General features: G+C 66.3%; 19 protein-coding genes. 12 read left to right on the top strand and 7 right to left on the bottom strand.

Annotation, left to right across the window (positions count from 1 at the left end):
- Positions 1-4: 4 nt before the first annotated feature.
- On the bottom strand, positions 5-1204 hold the full coding sequence (locus PGP17_RS00385) for an acyl-CoA dehydrogenase (RefSeq protein WP_270373690.1): 1200 nt from the start codon (positions 1202-1204) through the stop codon (positions 5-7).
- Positions 1205-1402: 198 nt separating this feature from the next.
- On the opposite strand from PGP17_RS00385, the gene PGP17_RS00380 reads away from it, so the two are divergent.
- Both PGP17_RS00380 and PGP17_RS00375 read left to right on the top strand, forming a co-directional pair.
- Positions 1403-1825 (top strand): thioredoxin family protein, encoded by a 423-nt coding sequence (locus tag PGP17_RS00380; protein ID WP_270373689.1) that lies wholly within the window; start codon positions 1403-1405, stop codon positions 1823-1825.
- Entirely contained in the window at positions 1822-2640 is an 819-nt protein-coding gene (locus tag PGP17_RS00375; protein WP_270373688.1) for a PhzF family phenazine biosynthesis protein, read from the top strand. The genes PGP17_RS00380 and PGP17_RS00375 overlap by 4 nt, the downstream gene beginning before the upstream one ends.
- Before the next feature lie 15 nt (positions 2641-2655).
- Here PGP17_RS00375 and PGP17_RS00370 read toward each other — a convergent pair whose 3' ends face one another.
- Entirely contained in the window at positions 2656-3135 is a 480-nt protein-coding gene (locus PGP17_RS00370; protein WP_135944711.1) for a hypothetical protein, read from the bottom strand.
- Between the two features lie 177 nt (positions 3136-3312).
- Between PGP17_RS00370 and PGP17_RS00365 the strand changes: the two genes are divergently transcribed.
- Positions 3313-4599 (top strand): trypsin-like serine peptidase, encoded by a 1287-nt coding sequence (locus tag PGP17_RS00365; RefSeq protein WP_270373687.1) that lies wholly within the window; start codon positions 3313-3315, stop codon positions 4597-4599.
- 125 nt (positions 4600-4724) lie between these two features.
- Here PGP17_RS00365 and PGP17_RS00360 read toward each other — a convergent pair whose 3' ends face one another.
- Entirely contained in the window at positions 4725-5759 is a 1035-nt protein-coding gene (locus tag PGP17_RS00360) for a DUF481 domain-containing protein (RefSeq protein WP_270373686.1), read from the bottom strand.
- Positions 5760-5864: 105 nt separating this feature from the next.
- On the opposite strand from PGP17_RS00360, the gene PGP17_RS00355 reads away from it, so the two are divergent.
- Positions 5865-6602 carry a lysoplasmalogenase gene (locus PGP17_RS00355; RefSeq protein WP_135944708.1) on the top strand — a complete coding sequence of 246 codons (738 nt, stop codon included), beginning with the start codon at positions 5865-5867 and terminating at the stop codon, positions 6600-6602.
- 7 nt (positions 6603-6609) lie between these two features.
- Here the strand turns inward: PGP17_RS00355 and rpoH are convergent, their stop codons facing one another.
- Positions 6610-7497 carry an RNA polymerase sigma factor RpoH gene (rpoH, locus tag PGP17_RS00350; protein WP_135944706.1) on the bottom strand — a complete coding sequence of 296 codons (888 nt, stop codon included), beginning with the start codon at positions 7495-7497 and terminating at the stop codon, positions 6610-6612.
- 269 nt (positions 7498-7766) lie between these two features.
- On the opposite strand from rpoH, the gene PGP17_RS00345 reads away from it, so the two are divergent.
- Both PGP17_RS00345 and PGP17_RS00340 read left to right on the top strand, forming a co-directional pair.
- Positions 7767-8339 carry a GNAT family N-acetyltransferase gene (locus PGP17_RS00345; protein ID WP_270373685.1) on the top strand — a complete coding sequence of 191 codons (573 nt, stop codon included), beginning with the start codon at positions 7767-7769 and terminating at the stop codon, positions 8337-8339.
- Positions 8340-8426: 87 nt separating this feature from the next.
- Positions 8427-9557, top strand: coding sequence for a redoxin domain-containing protein (locus PGP17_RS00340; protein ID WP_270373684.1), 1131 nt, complete (start codon positions 8427-8429; stop codon positions 9555-9557).
- Here the strand turns inward: PGP17_RS00340 and PGP17_RS00335 are convergent.
- Positions 9554-10564: an RluA family pseudouridine synthase gene (locus PGP17_RS00335; protein ID WP_270373683.1), complete on the bottom strand. Its 1011-nt coding sequence runs from the start codon at positions 10562-10564 to the stop codon at positions 9554-9556. The two genes, PGP17_RS00340 and PGP17_RS00335, sit on opposite strands and share 4 nt — an antisense overlap.
- A 188-nt stretch (positions 10565-10752) precedes the next feature.
- Between PGP17_RS00335 and PGP17_RS00330 the strand changes: the two genes are divergently transcribed.
- Entirely contained in the window at positions 10753-13143 is a 2391-nt protein-coding gene (locus tag PGP17_RS00330; RefSeq protein WP_270373682.1) for a TonB-dependent receptor, read from the top strand.
- Positions 13144-13303: 160 nt separating this feature from the next.
- Entirely contained in the window at positions 13304-15019 is a 1716-nt protein-coding gene (locus tag PGP17_RS00325; protein ID WP_270373681.1) for an alkaline phosphatase D family protein, read from the top strand.
- 64 nt (positions 15020-15083) lie between these two features.
- Here PGP17_RS00325 and PGP17_RS00320 read toward each other — a convergent pair whose 3' ends face one another.
- Positions 15084-15506, bottom strand: coding sequence for a DUF4168 domain-containing protein (locus PGP17_RS00320; RefSeq protein WP_270373680.1), 423 nt, complete (start codon positions 15504-15506; stop codon positions 15084-15086).
- Positions 15507-15688: 182 nt separating this feature from the next.
- Positions 15689-16318 (bottom strand): GTP cyclohydrolase I FolE, encoded by a 630-nt coding sequence (gene folE / locus PGP17_RS00315; protein WP_135944693.1) that lies wholly within the window; start codon positions 16316-16318, stop codon positions 15689-15691.
- A 285-nt stretch (positions 16319-16603) separates the two neighbouring features.
- Between folE and cysS the strand changes: the two genes are divergently transcribed.
- From cysS to PGP17_RS00295, 4 genes are all read left to right on the top strand, one after another.
- A complete protein-coding gene (gene cysS / locus PGP17_RS00310; RefSeq protein ID WP_442915124.1) occupies positions 16604-17992 on the top strand; it encodes a cysteine--tRNA ligase in 1389 nt (462 codons plus the stop codon).
- Between the two features lie 43 nt (positions 17993-18035).
- A complete protein-coding gene (locus PGP17_RS00305) occupies positions 18036-18476 on the top strand; it encodes an iron-sulfur cluster assembly scaffold protein (protein ID WP_270373678.1) in 441 nt (146 codons plus the stop codon).
- 95 nt (positions 18477-18571) lie between these two features.
- On the top strand, positions 18572-18964 hold the full coding sequence (gene yidD / locus PGP17_RS00300) for a membrane protein insertion efficiency factor YidD (RefSeq protein WP_270373677.1): 393 nt from the start codon (positions 18572-18574) through the stop codon (positions 18962-18964).
- An 11-nt stretch (positions 18965-18975) separates the two neighbouring features.
- Positions 18976-19857, top strand: coding sequence for a glycosyltransferase family 2 protein (locus tag PGP17_RS00295; RefSeq protein ID WP_135944685.1), 882 nt, complete (start codon positions 18976-18978; stop codon positions 19855-19857).
- Positions 19858-19951: the final 94 nt, after the last annotated feature.

The following is a 19951-nucleotide window of genomic DNA, read 5'->3' as shown; positions in this document are numbered from 1 at the left end:
GCGCCTAGTAGAAGGCCTGCAGCCCGGTCTGGGCGCGGCCGAGAATGAGGGCGTGCACGTCGTGCGTGCCCTCATAGGTGTTGACCGTTTCCAGATTCACCGCGTGGCGAAGGATATGATATTCCTCGGCAATCCCGTTGCCGCCGTGAATGTCGCGGGCCTGGCGGGCAATATCGAGCGCCTTGCCGCAATTATTGCGCTTCATCAGCGAGATGGCCTCGGGCACGTAGGCGCCCTCGTCGAGCAGGCGTCCCAGGCGCAGCGCGCCCTGGAAGCCGAGCGCGATCTCGGTCTGCATGTCGGCGAGCTTCTTCTGCACCAGCTGCGTGGCCGCGATCGGCTTGCCGAAGACGATGCGTTCCATGGCGTATTCGCGTGCGGCCAGCCAGCAGAACTCGGCCGCTCCCATGGCGCCCCAGCTGATCCCGTAGCGCGCCTTGTTCAGGCAGGAGAAGGGGCCGCGCAGTCCTTTCACGTTGGGCAGGAGCGCGTCTTCGGGCACGAGCGCGTCGTTGAGCGAGATGGAGCCGGTCACCGAGGCGCGCAGGCTCATCTTGCCCTCGATCTTCGGGCAGTCGAAGCCGTCGGTGCCCTTTTCCACCACAAAGCCGCGAATCTCGCCGTCGAGCTTCGCCCAGACCACGGCGAGGTCGGCGATGGGCGAGTTGGTGATCCACATTTTCGAGCCGTTGAGCAGATAGCCGCCCTCGACCTTCTTGGCGGTGGTGCGCATGGCGCCCGGATCGGAGCCGCCATCGGGTTCGGTCAGTCCAAAGCAGCCGACCCATTCGCCGGTGGCCAGCTTGGGCAGGTATTTCTGCTTCTGCTCCTCGGTGCCGAAGGCCTCGATCGGGTACATGACCAGGGAGGACTGCACGCTCATCGCCGAGCGGTAGCCGGAATCGACCGCCTCGACCTCGCGCGCGATCAGACCGTAGGCGACGTGGGACAGGCCCGCGCCGCCATATTCTTCCGCGACGGTGGCGCCGAGCAGGCCCAGCTCGCCCATCTCGGTCATGATCTCGCGGTCGAAGCGTTCCTCGCGATAGGCCGACAGGACGCGCGGCAGGAGTTTGGTCCGGCAATACTCGCGCGCGGTGCGCGCCACCATGCGTTCCTCTTCGGAGAGCTCCCGGTCGAGGTGGAGCGGATCCTCCCAGGAGAAGGTCACGCGCGTTTCGTTCGCAGCATCCAGGGCAGCCATGGCTCTTGTCCTTTTTCCGCCGGCTCGATGACGTCGACAGTCCGTCATCTAGCCGGACGCCGGCTCGCGGCCAGCGCAAAACGTGTCATGGCCCGGTTGGTAGCCGAGAGCGGCATGGGCGAGCAAGTCTCGCCCTCTTGCCGGCACAGGCGCGCGCGTCTAGGTGAAAAGCTCCTTTCCGCAGCCTGGAGCCCGGCAATGAGCGAGGCCCGCCCGTTTGACGAAGCCGAAGATGCCAGCCCCTGCGTGGCTGCAGCGCGCGAGCGCGCGCAGGACTCCGGCCGCGCGCTGATGCTGGTCTTCGGGGCCAACTGGTGCCCGGATGCGCGCGCTTTTGCCGGCTTTCTCGAGGAACCGGCCATCACCGAAGGACCGGGCAGGCGGCTGGAAATAGTGCTCGTCGATGTGGGACGGCACGACAGGCACCAGCAGCTGGTCGCCGCTTTCGGCCTCGACGTTCCGCTGGAGGGCGTGCCGGCCGTGCTGGTGCTCGACGCCGGCGGCCGTCCGCTCGATGCTGACAATCTCTATCGCTGGCGCACGGCCCGGTCGGCCGATCCGGGCGCGGTCGCGGCCTGGCTCGAGACAATTCTGCCCCCCACGTCCGGAGACGCATCATGACGCGCACCTTCCCCTATGCCGAGCTGCATGCCTTTCCCGACGGCGATGCGCCGCATACCGGCAACCCGGCCGGCGTGATGCTGCTTGAGAAGGCGCTGCCCGACGCCGATCTGCAGGGCATCGCCAAGTCGAACAATCTGTCGGAAACGGCGTATCTGCTGAAGCAGGACGAAGATTTGTGGCGCTTGCGCTGGTTCACGCCGGGCCAGGAGGTCGATCTGTGCGGCCATGCGACGCTGGCGTCCGCCGTCTGGCTGTTCCGCAACGATCACGTGGCCGGCGAGGAGGCGCGCTTCGAGACGGCCTCCGGCAGGCTGACGGTGCGCCGGGCGGGCGATCTGTTCGAGATGAACTTCCCTGAAGTGGGCTACAAGCCCGGCGAGCGTCTGGATGCGGTGGTTGCCGCGATGGGCGGGATCGAGCCGTCGGCGGTGTACGAAGTCGCGCGCATCCATGGCGCGCGCTACCAGATGCTCGTCTATGCCAATGAGGCCGATGTCGCGCGCCTGCGCCCCGATACCGGCGCGCTGGCGGCGACGGGGGTCAATGTCCTGGCGACCGCGGAGGGCAAGAGCGCGCACTTCGTGTCGCGCTTCTTCTGTCCGGCGCTGGGACTGGATGCCGAGGATCCTGTCACCGGTTCGGCTCATTGCACGCTGGCGCCCTACTGGGCGGAGCGGCTGGGCCGGAGCGAGATGAATGCGCGCCAGATCGGCCCGCGCCCCGGCGCGCTGAGTGTGCGCACCGGGGACGATGGCCGCGTGCGCCTGATCGGGACGGCACGCGATTATCTTTCAGGCGAGATCACCCTCTAGCCCGCAAGCAGGGGCCTAGAACCGGAACTCGAAGCTCAGCCCGGTGCCCACGCCGTGGCCCCGCTGATAGCCACGCCCGGCACCGCGCCAGTCGATATGGACCGGCACATGGCCGTAACGGGTCTGGACGACATAGGAGTTCAGGCGCGGGCTGTAGACCGCATGCGTCGGGCGCATGCGATGGTCGTAGCGGGCGCGCTCATACCGGCTTGGGACGTAGACCCAGGCGCGCGGGGGGCAGCTCAGCACCCGGCGGTCGCGACGGTCGGTGCGCCGGTCATAGCGGTTGTGGCGATCATAGCGGTCGTAGCGATCATGGCGCCGGTCGCGCAGATCTTCGCGCAGGTCCGGGCAGGCGGCGGCGCTGACGACGAAGTGGCCTTGCGGCGCCTGCCAGCGCGCGCCACGATCATTGGCATGCGAGGCGGCAGACAGGGCCACCGCACCGGTGGCAGCCAGCAAGGTGGTCGCGAGAAGTTTCGACAGGCGGGTCATAGTGGCCTCCAGATTCAGTTGACGGTTTTCGCGTCACGATGGAGCCATTCTGCCGCGCCGTAGCTGAACCCGGCGTGGGTGTATCCTTCATCCCTGGTTCATGCTTGTGAACGAAATTGCGGGATTGGCAGGCCGGCTGGGGGACAGACGGGCCGGACAGGAAAACAGGGGCGGTTTGTGCGTATTCTTCACACTGTGTGCGCGGTCCTCGCGCTGATTTCGATTGCGGCGCCGGCGTGGAGCCAGGCGGCGGCACCAGAGCGGCTGAGCGCGCGCGACCTGCAGCACTGGCTGACCAGCGTTCAGAAGCCCGGCAAACCGGGCGCCGGTGTCAGCGCCATCGGCGGCAATGATAGCTGCCGGCACGCCAACGACCTGGAATGCGACGAACCGGGCGTGGGTACCGGCGCCTGCCCGGCCGGGACGGACCGGTCCGATTGCTGGCGCATCATGAGCGGCGAGGAGGACAATTCCTGCCAGTGGGCCCATGACGGCGAATGCGACGAGCCGCGCCTGGGCACGGGCGTGTGCACGCAAGGCACAGACCTCGCCGATTGCGGGGATCTGAGCGGGCTGCGCTTTCGCACCGATGCCTGCGATCTGGCCTTCAACGGGGTCTGCGACGAGCCGGGCGAAGGCACGGGGCGCTGCGAGGCGCGGACCGATCGCAGCGATTGCGCCGGCCGCGAGCGGCCGATGAGTTTCGACGATCATTTCTTCGGCCGCGACGACCGGGTCCTGCTCGATACCGGCGAGGCGCCCTGGAGCCGCATCGGCACGGTGTCGATGGACGCGGGCGGCACGTGCACCGCCACGCTGATCGGACCGGACATCCTCCTGACGGCGGCCCATTGCATCGAGGGCGAGCAGGGCCGCGTGAATGCGCGCGGGACATTCGAAACCGGTTTTGACCGTCAAGAGGGCCCGGTGCGCGCCCGCGTCATCGACTATCTCACCGACCCCGGTCGCGCCGCGGCCGTGGGCACGGAGCAGGACGACCCGCTCGACTGGGCCTTGCTGCGCCTCGACCGGCGGCTGGGCGACACGGTCGGCTGGCTGGGCGTGCGCGCGCTGACGCGCGATCTTGGCCGCCGCGCCGGACTCGAGGAGCGCATCTATCAGGCCGGATACTCCTGGGACACGGGCGAGAATCTGTCGGGTAATACCGATTGCCGCGTGGTCGAGATCTATGCCGACACCACGTTCGCGCATGAATGCGACACCACGCAGGGCGATTCCGGCTCGCCCTTCCTGATCGAGGATGAGGGCGACTGGTTCGTGATCGGCAGCGATTCCACCTATCGCCGGGTTGAGACCGGCCCGGTCATCAATATCGCGGTGGGCGCGGAAGCCTGGGTCGACCGGCTCGAGGCGTTCGCCTCGGGCGAAGCCGGGGCGAACGCCACCCGCCCCATGGGCGGTGGCAAGCCGGGCGTGACCGGGGCCAGAAAGCCGGGCGGGTAGGCGCTTTCGTCCTCACCGGTCCCGGGGCTGCGCGCTCCGCCCGGGATGACAGCGCTTGGTTCTGAAACCCCGGACGCCGCAGGCGATCCGGGGCATCGGAGAGCAGCTGCCAGGCGCTGCTCTGCTTAGAACTCGCGCACGATGGAGATGTCGGTGCGGGTGTCGCTTTCCTCGAAGCCGGGTTCGGGCTCGAACTCGTGGCGGTAACGCAGTTTCAGTTCGAGCGCCCAGACCTCGCCCAGCGCCGTGGAGACCACGAAGCGCTGGTCGGCCCGCGACTTGTCCGACACCAGAAGCGAGGATTCCGAGGAGAAGCTGACCGCATCCGTCCAGGCGGTGGAATAGTCGGCGCCGAGATCGAGCGCGCCGCGAGCCTGGTTGGGCCGATCGGGTTCGGACAGGACGCGGATGCCGGGACCGGCGCGCAGGACAAAATTCGTCGTGTCGTTCTCGATGAGCCGGTAGCCCACGCCCGCGCCCAGGAAGGTCGTCCAGTCATAGCCGGACAGGGCGTCCTGTTCGTACTCGCCGGACGCGTAATAGGTGAAGCGTTCCCCGGCCTCGCGTTCGCCGCGCGCATTGGCGATGAGTTCGTCGCGCCCGACCGAAGAATTGACCTCGGAATAGGCGTACTCGATCGCGCCCTCAAAGCCCCAGCCGGCCAGGGCGCGCTTGATCTCCAGTCCGGCCAGATAGTCCTGACGGTCCGAGTTGCCGCTGTCGAAGCGGGCCCCGAGCCGGACGCGGCCATCCCAGAGGTCGGACTGGGCGCCGTAGAAGGCCGACGCGACCTGGGCCGGGGCACGGCGCCAGACGGGCGGGGCGGGTGTGCCGGACTCGGCTGGAGCGGCCTGAGGCGTGTCATCGGCCGGGGCCGGCTCGACCGGCTGGTCGGCGGCAGCCTCGGCGATCACGGGGCCGAGCACGCCCTGCGCCGCGTCGAGGCGTCCCATGCGGGCGGCCGCATCAAAGGCAACGTCGCGCCCTTCGCTCAGCGCGATCAGGCGCAGCGCATCGGCCAGGTCGTCGGCGTTGCCGCTCCGGGCTGCCGCATCGAGCAGGCGCTGGAGCGCGGGCTCCAGAACCGGCGCCTCCTGGGCCAGGACCGGGCCTGTCGCGAGCACCAGACCTGAAATTGCCGTCACTGCCGTCTTGCGCATGCCTCTTCCTTCCTTGCTCCCGCCTGTCGTACATGTCGGACATGTCGAACACCGGGGGCAGGTTCTAGGCCGCCCGGAGCGCATTTAAAGACCGGAGTGCAGGTTATGGAAATGTCGGGCGATACGAAGGCGGGCGCCATTCCGGGCTGGGCCGCGCCTGCCTATCTGGCGACGGCGCTGCTCTGCCTTGCCGGCTACTGGGTGATCGACATGGCGGGGCTGGGCGTGCCGGGATCGCCGATCATCAAGGCGTCGGGCATCGTGATGCTGGGACTGTTCGCGCTGATGCGCCGGGCTCCGGTTCTGGCACTGGCGCTCTTCCTGTCGGCGATCGGCGATTATTCGCTGGAGATTCGCGGCGGTCTGGAGATCGGAATTGCCGCCTTCGCCTCGGCCCATGCGGTCTATCTCGGCCTGTTCATCTGGATGATACGGCGCGAGGGCTGGCGGCGGGACGGTCTCGTGCTGGCGGGTGCGCTGGCGCTTTACGGGGCGGCGATGCTGTCCTGGCTGCGCCCGGGCATGGGCGATCTGGCGTTTGCGGCAACGCTCTACAACGCGATCATCCTGGTGATGGCGATGGCGTCCGGCCTCGTGAAGGGGCCGCGCCTGCTCGCCATCGGGGCGGTCCTGTTCGTGATCTCCGACAGCCTGCTGGCGGCGGGCTGGTTCAAGGATGTGCGCCCGCTGGCCGAGATCAAGCCAGTCTGGATCACCTATGCCGCGGCGCAGATCTGCCTGGCGCTCGGTTTCAGCACGAAGCTGGCCGAGATGCGGCAAACGCAAAGCGCCGGCGCGGACGAGGTCCGGGCCGGCGCAGCGTCAGGGTCTGAACCCGGCTAGGGCAAGATCAGGCCTCGACCAGCTCCTGTTCGACGGCCAGGCGCTTCATTTCCTTCTGCAGCTTGTCGAAGGCCCGCACCTCGATCTGGCGGATGCGTTCGCGGCTGACCCCGTAGACCTGAGCGAGGTCTTCCAGCGTCTTGGGATCTTCGGTCAAGCGGCGTTCCTGGATGATGTGGCGTTCGCGCTCGTTGAGCTGGCCCATGGCCTCCTGGAGAAGCGTCATGCGGGTGTCGAATTCATCACTCTCGACCAGCGTGTCCTCGGCCGACTCTGCGTCCTTGTCGGTGAGCCAGTCCTGCCATTCGGCTTCGCCGTCCTGGCGCAGGGGCGCGTTCAGCGAGCTGTCAGGACCGGACAGGCGTCCGTTCATCGACATGACCTCGGCTTCGGTCACCCCGAGCTTGGTGGCGATTTCCTCTACCTGATGGGGTTTCAGGTCGCCTTCCTCGAGCGCCTGCATCTTGCTCTTCATCCGGCGCAGGTTGAAGAACAGCTTCTTCTGCGCGGCGGTCGTGCCCATCTTCACCAGCGACCACGAGCGCAGGATGTATTCCTGGATCGAGGCGCGAATCCACCACATGGCGTAGGTCGCCAGACGGAAGCCCTTGTCCGGGTCGAATTTCTTGACAGCCTGCATCAGGCCGACATTGCCTTCGGAGATGACTTCGGCCACGGGAAGGCCGTAGCCGCGATAGCCCATGGCGATCTTGGCCACCAGGCGCAGGTGCGATGTGACCAGGCGGTGAGCGGCTTCGGAATCTTCATGCTCCTGCCAGCGCTTGGCCAGCATGAACTCCTCATCCTTTTCCAGCATGGGAAATTTGCGGATTTCGGACAGGTACCGGGACAGACCCGCTTCCGGACTGATCGATAATGTGGGTGCGTTGGCCATGTGTGTCTCCCTTCAGAAGACGGGCGGCGCCGATCGTGCCATCCATCCTCTCCCGCATCTTACGCTGCCAGGCAGCGCCGCTACCATGTAGGCAGGCAAAGCGGCTTGCGCGAGAGGGTCTTCACGTCGATGTGAACATTTCCTGCTGTCGATGGCATTGAATGCTATCGCAACGGCAAAATCATGGCGCAGGTTCCCCTTGCGTTGAAGTGACAATTCAGAAAGACAGCGGTCCGATTTCGTCAGGAATGACCGCCGGGGAGCGTGGAATGACTAGTCTGGAGGGTCGGTCTGTCGAGGACGGGGCGCGACCGCAGGTGAGACGTTGCGCCGCGGGGGACGAGACCGCGCTGGCGCTGGCGGGCAAGGCGACCTTTCTTGAAAGCTATGCCGGCATGATTGACGGCCAGGCCGTCATCCGTCATTGCGAGGAGCGCCAGACCGCGCCCTATTATGCCGCCGCGCTGGCCGATCCGGCCCAGGCGCTGTGGATTGCGGAGACGGCACCGAATGCGGCGCCGGTCGGCTATCTGCATCTGACCGCGCCCGACCTGCCGGTCGAAACCGGACCGGGCGATCTGGAGATCAAGCGCATCTACCTCTTGTCGCGCTTTCAAGGCAGCGGGGCGGGCCGGGCCCTGTTCGAGGCGGCCTACCGGTTCGGCGTGGCGCAGGGCGCCTCGCGTCTCCTGCTTGGCGTGTACAAGGGCAATGAGAAGGCGCTGGGTTTCTATGCCCGGATGGGATTTGAAACCGTGGGCGAGCGCAGCTTCGATGTGGGCGGGGCGGTCTATGAGGACTGGGTCCTCGCCCGGGGGTTGCAGGGCGGATTGCGTTCGTGATGCAGAATGGCGTCAGTAGTCTTCTGATAACCTAACGCTATTTCGAATTAGCTATGGCAAGCCGGTGCCGCGCACTACGGTTTTGCCATGACACCCGATCTTCGCCCCGTTCACGAGCGCTCCGCACCTTTCCTGAAAGCCTATGTCCAGGACATCGGGCCGGGCGATCCGGCTCCGGACGCCACGCTGATGGACCAGGACGGCCGGAGCCTGCGCTTGTTCGAAGATGCGTTCGCGGGCCGGCCGCTGGTGCTGGTGTTCTGCGGCTTCCTGGACGATCCGGCGAGCCGGGCCGTGCTGGAGCGGTATTCCGCCACCCAGGGCATGCTTGCGGCGGCGGGCGCCACACTCATTGTCGTGACCGCCGACACAGACGGGCGCCGCGCGCGGCAGCTCCGCGTCGAGACCGGCCTTACAGCACCTGTTTGCGGCGATGCGAACGGCGCGGCCTTCGCGCAGTATGGCCTGGTGAAAGGCATCGATATTCCGGGGCGCCTGATCGAGCGTACCGTCGTCATCACCCCTAACCGTCAAGTGAGGTCCATCATGGACGATGCCGGATCCGCCGATGCTGCCGCAGCCCAGGTCCGCGCGCTGGCAGAGGAGGCCGCGGCGGCGCGCGACTGGATTCCCGGCCATGCTCCGGTCCTGATCCTTCCCAATGCGCTCGACCCGGACGATTGCCGTGTCCTGATCGAGCATTGCGAGGCGGGGGGCGAGTTCGCGATTGCCAAGACCGCCGCCCCGGGCGCTCAAGGCCTGAAAATCCCGGTTAGCGACTATAACCGCCAGGACCGGATCGACCATGTGATCCACGATCCGGCGATCTTGCAGCGCGTCGACCAGAAGCTGCACCAGCGTGTGCTGCCGATGATCCGCAAGGCGTTCGCCTTCGACGTGACCAAGCGCGAATCCCTGCATGTGGCGCGCTACTCCGGCCGCCGCGACGGTATCGAGATCGGCCATCGCGACAATGTGGCCGCGTCGAGCGCCTACCGGCGCTTCGCCCTGTCGATCAGCCTGAATGACGATTACGATGGCGGGGAGCTCGTTTTTCGCGAGTTCGCCCAGAAGGGCTATCGCGGGGCGCCGGGCACGGCGCTGGTCTTCTCCTCCTCGCTCCTGCACGAGATCGAGGAGACGACACGCGGCGTACGCTACAATCTCATCAGCCATTTCTACAACGAACAGTCGATGCGCGAGGCGCGCGGCGGCTAGAGCGACTCCAGGAAAGCCTGCAGCTTCTTCATGTCCTCGGGCAGCGGAGTCTCGACGCGAACGGCTTCGCCGGTGACCGGGTGGACGAAGCCCAGAACCGCCGCGTGCAGGGCCTGGCGCCGGAAATCCTTCAGCAGGCGGTCGTCATCGGTGCGCGATAGGGCGGAGCTGCGCCCGCCGCGACCATAGAGGGGATCGCCCAGGAGCGGACAGGCGATATGGGCGAGATGGACGCGGATCTGGTGCGTGCGCCCGGTCTCCAGACGGCATTCGATCAGGCTGGCCATCGGCGTGCCGATCGCGGCCCTGGGCTCCTGGCCGAACGTCTTCAGCGTGGCATAGTTGGTGATGGCGTGCTTGCCCGCGTCGCTGTCATTGTCGCGCGCGACCGCGAATTTCTTGCGGTCACTGCTTGAGCGCACCAGGCGGGTTTCGATCCGTCCGGCCCGCGGCTGGGCCGAGCCGCGCACGAAGGCCAGATAGACCCGCTCGATATCGTGTTTGGCGAAGAGCTTCTGCAGGCCCTGATGGGCCGCATCGGTCTTGGCCGCGACCATCACACCGGACGTGTCCTTGTCGAGACGGTGGACGATGCCCGGCCGCTCCACGCCGCCAATGCCCGACAGGCTGCCGCGGCAATGATGGAGCAGGGCGTGGACGAGCGTCCCGGTCCAGTTGCCGGCCGCGGGGTGGACCGTCATGCCGGCCGCCTTGTTGACGATGACCAGGTGCTCGTCCTCGAACAGGATGTCGAGCGGAATGTCCTCGGCCACCGGCTCGGCCTGCTCGGGCGCGGGGATCTCCAGAACATAGGTCGAGCCGGCCTGGACCTTGGCCGACGGGTCGGTCAGTACCGCGCCGTCGGCCCGGAGCCGGCTGTCCTCGATCAGGGCCTTGCACCGGGTGCGCGACAGCGCTTCGAGCCGTTCGGCCAGGAATCGGTCAAGACGGGTGCCCTGATCGGCGTCCTCGGCGATGATCTCGTGACTTTCGACGGCGTCGCTCATGGTCGTTCCTTACACAAATGTGACAGCTAACGTGTTGTCACGGCAACAAGACCCGGCTTGCTGCGGTGCATCAAAGAGCTGTCATCGTCCCGTCTCCAGACTGTCACGCAAACTGCCTAACAGCCTCGCGATCAGTCCCGCGCCTTTCATGGCGATGGGGTCTTCTACAGCGAGGGGAACCAAACATCATGTCTTTCAAGCTTCGTCTTCTCAGTGCCGCGTCTATCACGCTGGCCGGCTTCACGCCGGTGGCCGTGGCGCAGGCCGGGTCACAATCGGCAAACCCGCTCATCTCCGACGTCATCACGGTGACGGCGCAGAAGCGCGAACAGTCGCTGGCCGAAGTCCCTCTCGCCCTGACCGCGCTGGGCGCCGACCAGCTGGACGCACTGGGCATCGAGCAGTTCGACGATCTGTCCGACTTCGTGCCGGGCCTGGAAATCCAGGAGCAATCGCCCAACAACCCCGGCTTCGTGATTCGCGGCATCACCTCCGATAGCGGCGGCGGCGCCGACGCGGCACGCGTGGCCGTGTTCCAGGACGGGGTGTCCATTACCAAGTCGCGCGGCTCCTATGTCGAGCTGTTCGACATGGAGCGCATCGAGGTCGCCAAGGGCCCGCAGCCGACCCTGTTCGGACGCGGCGCGCTGATCGGCGGCATCAACCTCATCCAGAACAAGCCGGACCTCGACGCGTTTGCGGCGGAAGTCTGGGCCGGGGCGGGCAGCTATAACCGGCTCGAGTTCGGCGGCATGCTCAACATGCCCGTGACCGACACGTTCGGCCTGCGCTTTGCGATGATCGACAAGTCGCGCGACGGCTATGTGGAAAGCGTGCTGACCGACGAGGACTTCAACTCGGTCGACCTGACCGCCTACCGCCTGTCGGCGCGCTGGGAGCCGACCGCCGACCTGTCGGTCACGGTGATCGGCAACTACCAGGAAGACACGCCGGCCGGGACGTCGTTCAAGTCCAACGCGATCGCGCCCTTCCCCGGCGGTTCGCTGGAGGCGTGGGAACCGGCCGCGCTGAACACGTTCGGAGGCTTTGAAGAAGGCCGCGATCTGGGTCTGGAGCGTGAAGTTTACGGCGTGACCATCCTGACCGACTACGAGATCAACGACATGTTCTCGCTGAGCTCGATCACGGGCTGGCGCGGGTTCGACTCCCTTGAAATCTTCGATCCGGACGGGTTCGGGGCCGAGCTGCTGGTCGTGGGCGAAGACGCGGTCGGCCAGCAATGGAGCCAGGAGCTGCGCCTGAACTACGACAATGGCGGACGCCTGACCGGCTTTGTCGGCGGCTCCATCTTCGAGGAAGAAGCCAAGCAGCGCATTCCGCTGGCGACCAATGAGGGCGTGGCCCAGGCCTTCCAGGCTGGCGTCATCGCCGCCGGCGCGGGGGCGACCGTGGCCCAGATCGAGGCCCAGCTGGCCCTGATGGGCGTGCCGGGTGCGCAGAATTTCGACAATCCTTTCAATCCGCTGATGATCTCGGTCCCGGCCTTGTTCACCACCGGCCAGATCGTACCGCTGCGCGATTTCTACCTGGAAGAGACGGCGAACTTTGGCGAGAACACCGCCTATGACATCTTCGGCGACGTGTCCTACCAGCTGACCGACCGCCTCGAGCTGACGGCCGGCCTGCGCTACACGCGCGAAGAGAAGACCGCCTCCATCTATGGCGGCAGCCTGGTCGGCCCGAACCGCATCACCTTCGGCCAGACGCTGTTCCTGCCGTCCACGAACGGCCAGTTCATGAATTCGGGCCAACGCGAGTTTGACGACTTCACCTGGCGCGTCGCGGCCAACTATGCGGTGTCGGACGATCTGAACGTTTGGGCCAACTATGCCCGCGGACGCCGCCCGGACGTCATCAGCTTCAGCGGCGGAGACTTCGTCAACGTCCCGGCGGAGCTGGTCGACAGCGTGGAAACCGGGGCGTTCTGGACGCTGGAAAACACCACCATCCAGGCTTCGGTCTTCTATTCTGAATACGAGAACTTCCAGACCAGCCGCTTTGAACCGAACCAGGCCGTCTTCATCACCGACAATGCGGGCCTGGCCACGCAGTACGGCTTTGAAGGCCAACTGACCCATGTCTTCAACGACATGCTGTCCATGTTTGCCAGCTACGCCTACAACCACGCCGAATTCGACGACACTGACGACGAGGGCAATGCCCAGGAGTTTGCGGGCAACTCCTTCCGCCTGTCGCCGGACCATGCACTGGCCATCGGCCTGCAGGCGCGCTTCGAGATGCCGACGGGGGGCACGCTCTCCTTCCTGCCGACCTGGAGCTGGCAGAGCGAGGTCTTCTTCGACAACGACAATGACCGTCCCGACCTGCAAAGCAGCGACGCGGTCCAGGACGAGCTGCAGGGCGAATACGGCATCGTCGACTTCAAGGTCCGCTACGAAACCGGAAGCGAAGCGCTGTGGGCCGAGGCCTTCGTCGATAACCTGCTCGATGAGGAATACATCATCGATGCCGGCAATACCGGCGACAGCTTCGGCATTCCGACCTTCATCGCCGGCGCGCCGCGCATGGCCGGTGTCCGGATCGGCGGCCGCTTCTAGAGCTGGACTGGCCTGACGCTGGGGGGATTAGCGGGGGCTGATGCGCGCCGGGACGGGTTGAGGGGCCCGTTCCGGCGCTGCGTTTTTGGGCCTGCCTGCTTGCCACCGGCGTGCGGGCGGCCAAGAGTAAGCAAACAGAAAAAAGCCGGGGAGAGCATCCATGAAGATTGGCGAGATTACGCGGCGCGGCGCGCTGGCGGGGGCAGGCGGCCTGACGCTGGCGGCCTGCTCGGACAGCCGGCCGCAGGCCGAACCGCTGGCGGTTGCCGAGGGCGCGTTCAAACATGGTGTGGCGTCGGGCGATCCGGACCAGACCAGCCTGGTGGTGTGGACAGCCCTGACCGGGACGCGCGCCGATGCGCCCGTTCGTGTCGAGGTGTCGGCCGACGAGCGTTTCTCCGAGCTTGTCTTCGAGGGCGAGACCGCACCGGCCGGGCCTGCGGTGACGAGCCCGGATATGGAGCCGGCGATTCCCTACAAGGCGCTGGTCGAGGGGCTGGAGCCGGGACGCGCCTACATGTTCCGTTTCGTGCGCGACGGTGAGTACTCGCCGGTCGGGCGCACGCGCACCCTGCCGGACGGCCGCGTGGACGAGTTCCGGATCGCGGCGTTTTCCTGCTCCAACTATCCGGCCGGCTTCTTCAATGCCTATCGCGATGCGGCCGGGCGCGAGGACATCGACCTGGTCGTCCATCTCGGCGATTACATCTACGAATACGGAATGGACGGGTATGCGACCGAGGATGCGGAGGCGCTGTCGCGCGTGCCCGATCCGCGCCGCGAAATCGTGACGGCGGACGATTACGGTCGGCGCCATGCGCAATACTGCCTCGATCCCGATTTGCAGGCGCTCAAGGCGCGCGCGCCCTGGATTGCCGTCTGGGACGATCACGAGACCGCCAACGATGCCTGGAGCCGCGGGGCGCAGAATCACAATGAGGGCGAGGGAGAGTGGACCGCGCGCCGCGATGGGGCGCTGGCCGCTTACTATGCCTGGCTGCCCGTGCGCGACGCCGAGCCGCGCCACGCCCGCCAGGGCGCTGTCACCATTGGCGATCTGGCCACGCTGGTCCTGATGGAGACCCGTCTGTCGGCGCGCACCGAGCCGGTCGACTGGTCGAGCTTTCCGGTTCCGGTCGATGCCGATCCCGAAGACCCTGAAGTCGCCGAAGCCGTCCAGCGCTGGCGCGACGAGGTGATCGGCAATCCGGCCCGCGAGATGATGGGCGAAGCCCAGCTCGCGGCGCTGTCCCAGACGCTGCGGGCCTCGCGCGAGGCGGGCCAGCCCTGGCGGGTCCTCATCAACCAGGTGATGATTGCGCCGAAGACCATGCCCGATTACACCCGCCAGACGCCGCTCTGGCTGCGCTTCGCTATGCGCATGATTGGCGGGCAAGTGTGGGAAACGGCACAGTTATCGCGCTTCTCAATCCCGATGACGCTGGACGACTGGGACGGGTTTCCGGCCGAGCGCGAACGCCTGTATGCGGCGGTGGCCGAGGCCGATGCGGATATTCTCGTTCTGACCGGGGATACGCATAATTTCTGGTGCAACGACCTGGTCGACGGGCAAGGCACACGGCGCGGGACCGAATTTGGCGTGACCTCGGTCACCAGCCCGTCCGACTTCGAGTATGTGAATGCGCCCGGCGTCGATTTCGGTGCGCTGACGACAGAGCGCAATGCCCACATCCTTCATCACGAGGTCTACACCAAGGGCTATGTGCACCTGACCTTGAACCGCGAGGGGGCGCAGGCCGATTTCGTGTCGGTGTCGGATATCAAGAGCCGGGACTTTGTCGCGGGGATCGACAGCCGGTGGCGTGTGCGCCCGGCCGATGGCAGCGAGCCGGTTCAGGTCGAACGCCTGGCCTGACACAGAAAAACGGGCGGCCAGCCGGCCGCCCGTTTCACTGTCATGCACAGAGGTGTGCGGTGCCTTAGCGGCCGCTCTCGGACTGCGATTGCGCTTCGGCCTGGAGGCGCGCGGCGACTTCTTCGTCGGTCTGCGCGGCTGCGGCGATGCGCTGGTACTGGCTGGCCGTGAGACCGGCTTCCTCAACCGCGATGACCAGCTGGCCCTGGGCTTCCTGCTGAAGCGCGGCCGCATCTTCCTGGCTTTCGGCCGCCTGGAGCTGGGGCTGGTATTCGGCAATCACGGCCTGGATGGAGGTCGCGGCCTCGATGAAGGCTTCAACCTGGGCGTCGGTCAGTTCGGAATTGTCGATCGGCTCGACCTGCATCTGGCCTTGCGCCTGGCCTTGAGCACCGGCACCGGCACCGGCCTGGGCGAGGGCAGGGCTGGCAGCGGCGAAGCTCATGCCGGCGGCGGCGAGGGCGGCAGTCAGCGTACGGGTAATCATGAATGCGTCTCTTTGGTTGCGGATGTCTGTCATGTGTCAACGCCCACCTAACAATCCTGATCCATGCACGCGACACCCGAGCTGCGAACGCCTTGAAATCGTCACAAAAAACGCCCGCCGGAGACGGGCTCCGGAGGGCGCTTTCCATTTGATCCGAAACGCGTTTCAGCGCGGAGCGAGCGCTAGCGGGCGTTACGCTCGCACAGGCGCATGAAACGCTCGCGCAGTTCGGGATTGGCCTTGAACTCGCCGGTGAAGGTTGTGGTGACCGTCGAGACATTGGGGTGATGGACCCCGCGCGTGGTCATGCACTGGTGCTTGGCATCCACGAAGACCGCAACGCCGCGCGGCTTCATCGCGCTCTCGATCACGTCGGCGATCTGGGCCGTCATGGTCTCCTGCGTCTGCAGGCGCTTGGAGAAGATCTCCACCACCTTGGCGATCTTGGAAATGCCAACCACGGCGCGGTCGGGCAGGTAGGCCACGCAGGCCGTGCCCAGGATCGGGGCCATGTGGTGCTCGCAATGGCTCTCGACGTCCATGTTGGTCAGCATGACCATGTCGTCATAGCCCTGCACGTCCTCGAACACCTTGCCGAGCTCGGCGGCGGCGTCTTTGGTGTAGCCGGCAAACCATTCCTCATAGGCTTTCACGACGCGCTTGGGCGTATCCAGAAGGCCTTCGCGGCGCGGGTCGTCACCGGCCCAGCGCAGCAAGGTGCGCACGGCCTCTTCGGCCTCGTCGCGCGAGGGGCGTTCAACACCGGACGCCGAAGCGGCGTCGAGCACAGTTTTATCGGTAAGGGCGTCCATACTCACGTGGATCCTTTCGTTGTCGGGTTGCGGCCCGCGCGGTGCGTTGCGCGGTGCCGGTGTAGTTCCGGTTTCCGGATCCAGCACAGGAAGTAGCTGAAGGATCAGCCCGTCTTTGCGCCGGGTCGTTCGATGGCCGGTGTATTCATGGCCATTAGATATGTTGCATGCACGCCGTTTCCACTGCAAACAGCGCGGATAGTCGAGAGCGCGGTGTCTACCCAATTCTGGCGGTTTAGGCAAAGCGCCTTGTCCGCTTTTAACACTGATGTGATGACACCGACCATGGCTCTGAAGCTCTACGACACGGCAAGCCGGACCAAGCGCGACTTTGTGCCCCAGGATGAAGGCCGGGTGACGCTGTATGTGTGCGGGCCGACCGTGTACGCGCCAGCCCATGTGGGCAATTTCCGGCCCGAGGTCGTCTTTGACGTCCTGTTCCGCGTGCTGCGCCATCGCTATGGCGAGGACCAGGTGCTGTTCGCGCGCAATTTCACCGATGTCGATGACAAGATCAACGCGGCGGCGGCGCGCGAGGGCGTCGATATTTCGGTGATTTCCCAGCGCTTTACGAAAATCTATCTGGACGATGCCGCGGCGCTGAACGTGCTGCCCAAGACGTTCGAGCCGACCGCGACCGGGCATATGGATCATATCGTCGCGATGATCGAACGCCTGGTAGCGGACGGATTTGCCTATGCCGAACAGGGCCATGTCCTGTTCTCGGTGAAGGCCTACGAGGCCTATGGCGGGTTCTCGCGCCGGCCGCTGGAAGACATGCTGGCCGGAGCACGCGTCGAGGTCGCTCCCTACAAGCGCGACCCGGGCGATTTCGTGCTCTGGAAGCCGGCCAAGCCGGGCGAGCCGAGCTGGCCCAGCCCGTTCGGAGACGGGCGTCCGGGCTGGCATATCGAGTGCTCGGCGATGATCGAATCGCAGTTGGGAGAGACAATAGATATCCACGGGGGCGGGGTGGATCTGGTGTTTCCCCACCATGAGAACGAGATCGCCCAGTCGGCCTGCGTCCATGGCGGCAAGGCGCTGGCCAACTACTGGCTTCATAACGGCTTTTTGTCGATGAACGACGAAAAGATGTCGAAGTCGGAAGGTAATATCGTGACGGTTCACGAGATGCTGGCGCGCGGAATCAAGGGCGAATCGGTGCGCTACGCGCTGCTATCCGGGCAGTATCGCGCCCCGCTGGACTGGGACAATCTGCTACTCGAGCGCGCTCTCAAATCCCTGGACCGGTTATATGGTGTGCTTCGGCGCCTGGGCGCGGTCGAGGCGGCGTCCGGCGCCGAACCGGGCGCGGTGCTGACCGCGCTGCACGACGATCTGAACACGCCGAAGGCGCTCGCCGCCCTGTTCGAGATCGCGGGCCGGGCCAACAAGGCCGGGGATAAGGACACGCAGTCTGCCGCAAAGGGCGAGCTGCTCGCGGCCGGCTCGCTGCTCGGTCTGCTTCAGGAGGATCCCGATGCGTGGTTCGGCCTGGACAGCGTGGACCCGGACGAGCGTGCCGAGATCGACGCGCTGATCGAGGCGCGGGCCGAGGCGCGCAAGGCGAAGGACTTTGCCCGCGCCGACGAGATCCGCGACACGCTGACCGACAAGGGCGTCCAGATGGAAGACAGCCCGGAGGGCAGCATCTGGCGCCTGTCGCGCAGCTGAGCGCGCTCTTGAAACGGACCGCGCGCGAGCGGACATAGAGGCCATGACCAGCGAGACCTCTTCCGGGCCGTATTCCAGCGACGTGCTGCGCCTGGCCGCCGACATTCCGCGCATCGGCCGGCTGGCCGATCCCGATGCGAGTGCGCACCGGGTCGCGCGCCTGTGCGGCTCCACGCTCGATCTCGATCTGAAGGTCGAGGACGGCGTCGTCACCGATCTCGGACTGGAGGTGCAGGCGTGCGCGCTGGGCCAGGCGGCGGCCAGCGTGCTGGCGCGCGAGGGCGTAGGGGCCGGTGTGAGCGAGGTCTACGAGGCGCGCGATGCGCTCAAGGCCATGCTCAAACAGGACGGACCGGCGCCGCAGGGCCGGTTTTCCGCCCTGGCCGCGCTGCAGCCCGCCAGGGACTATCCGGCCCGTCACGGCTCGATCCTGCTGGCCTTCGAGGCGGCGTGCGAGGCGCTGGACCGGCTCGACGCGCGCTAGAACGCGCACCATCATGACACTGACGGATGTGAAGACTGGACAAGTCTGTCCGGTCCGGGCCAGTAAGGCGCGCTTTTCGCGCGGCAAGGGTGACCATGCCCCATTCAATTGAAAAGCCGGCGACGGAGAAGCCGGTGCCTGAGAAGCCGGGACCCGGAAAGCCGGGCCTGGCGGCGCGCGCCGGATTGCTGGCGATCGCGGCCTACCAGCTGGTCCTGTCGCCGGTCCTGTATGCGTTCGGGATAAGGTGCCGGCACGAGCCGTCCTGTTCGCACTACACGGCGGACGCGCTGCGCCTGCACGGTCTGTGGCGCGGCGGCTGGATGGGGCTTGGCCGGTTCTTGCGTTGCCGCCCGGGCGGAACGCACGGGTATGACCCGGTCCCGGAGGGCGCGGGCCCTGTGGCGTGGTGGAAAATCTGGGCGTTTCGCGAGCGCCCGGTTAAGGTGAATCAGTCGGGCTGCGGAACGCGGCACGACGGGGGGTAGAGGACACAGCGTTGGCCAGGGCGAGCACTTCCGGCGAGACGATCTCGATCAGCGTTGTCATGGTCAGCTGGCATAGCGGGCCGGTTCTGTTTGAATCGCTGAACGCCGCGCTGGCCGCCGCCGACGTGGACGAGGTGATCCTGGTCAATCACGGCAACCCGGCCGTGGACGTCGAGACGCTGGAGGCGCTGGACACGCGTGAGACACGCCTGACCCTGATCCATAGCGGCGGCAATCTCGGCTTTTCCAAGGGCTGCAATATCGGCGCGAAGGCGGCGCGCGGCACCCATCTCCTCTTCATCAATCCCGATGCCGTGCTGTCGCCGGGCACGGCGCAGCGCATGGCCCGGACCGGGGCCGGCCTGACAATGCCGTGGATCGTCGGCGCGCGCATTCTCGATCGCGACGGCCACGAACAGCGCGGCGGGCGCCGGGGCGAATTGTCCCTGGCCAGCACCTTCATCAGCTTTACCGGCCTGTCCCGTCTCGTGCCGGGCTGGCGCGACATCCACCGCGAGAACGAGCCGCTGCCCGACCGGCCCGCCGAAATGCCCTGCGTCTCGGGCGCCGCGCTGATGATGAGCCGGGCCGGCTTCGAGCAGGTCGGCGGGTTTGACGAGCGCTACTTCCTGCATGTCGAGGACGTCGAGCTGTGCCGCCGGGTGCGGGACGCGGGCGGTCAGGTCGTGTTCGATCCGGGCGCCGAGCTCGTCCATTACGGCTCGACCAGCCGGGCCAGCATCTTCTTTGTCGAGCGCCACAAGTTTGACGGGCTGATCCGCTATTTCTGGGACTATTCCGGCCCGCTGGAACGCGTCGGCGTCGCGCTCGCCGCCCCCTTTGTCTGGCTCGCCCTGATGAGCCGCGCCGCCCTCATCGCCCGGCGGCGGTAGGGGCGGGTTCCACGCTCCCTGGGTCCCAGCTTTGGCTGGGAAAGAGGGGGGTGAGGCTTTGCCGGAAATCGTTTCTCTGCCTGCGTCTTCCCTC

The sequence above is a fragment of the Marinicauda sp. Alg238-R41 genome, from assembly GCF_947331485.1.
Taxonomy (GTDB): domain Bacteria; phylum Pseudomonadota; class Alphaproteobacteria; order Caulobacterales; family Maricaulaceae; genus Marinicauda; species Marinicauda pacifica.
Note: the sequence above shows the minus strand (reverse complement) of the source record. Positions and strands in the feature narration are given on the sequence as shown.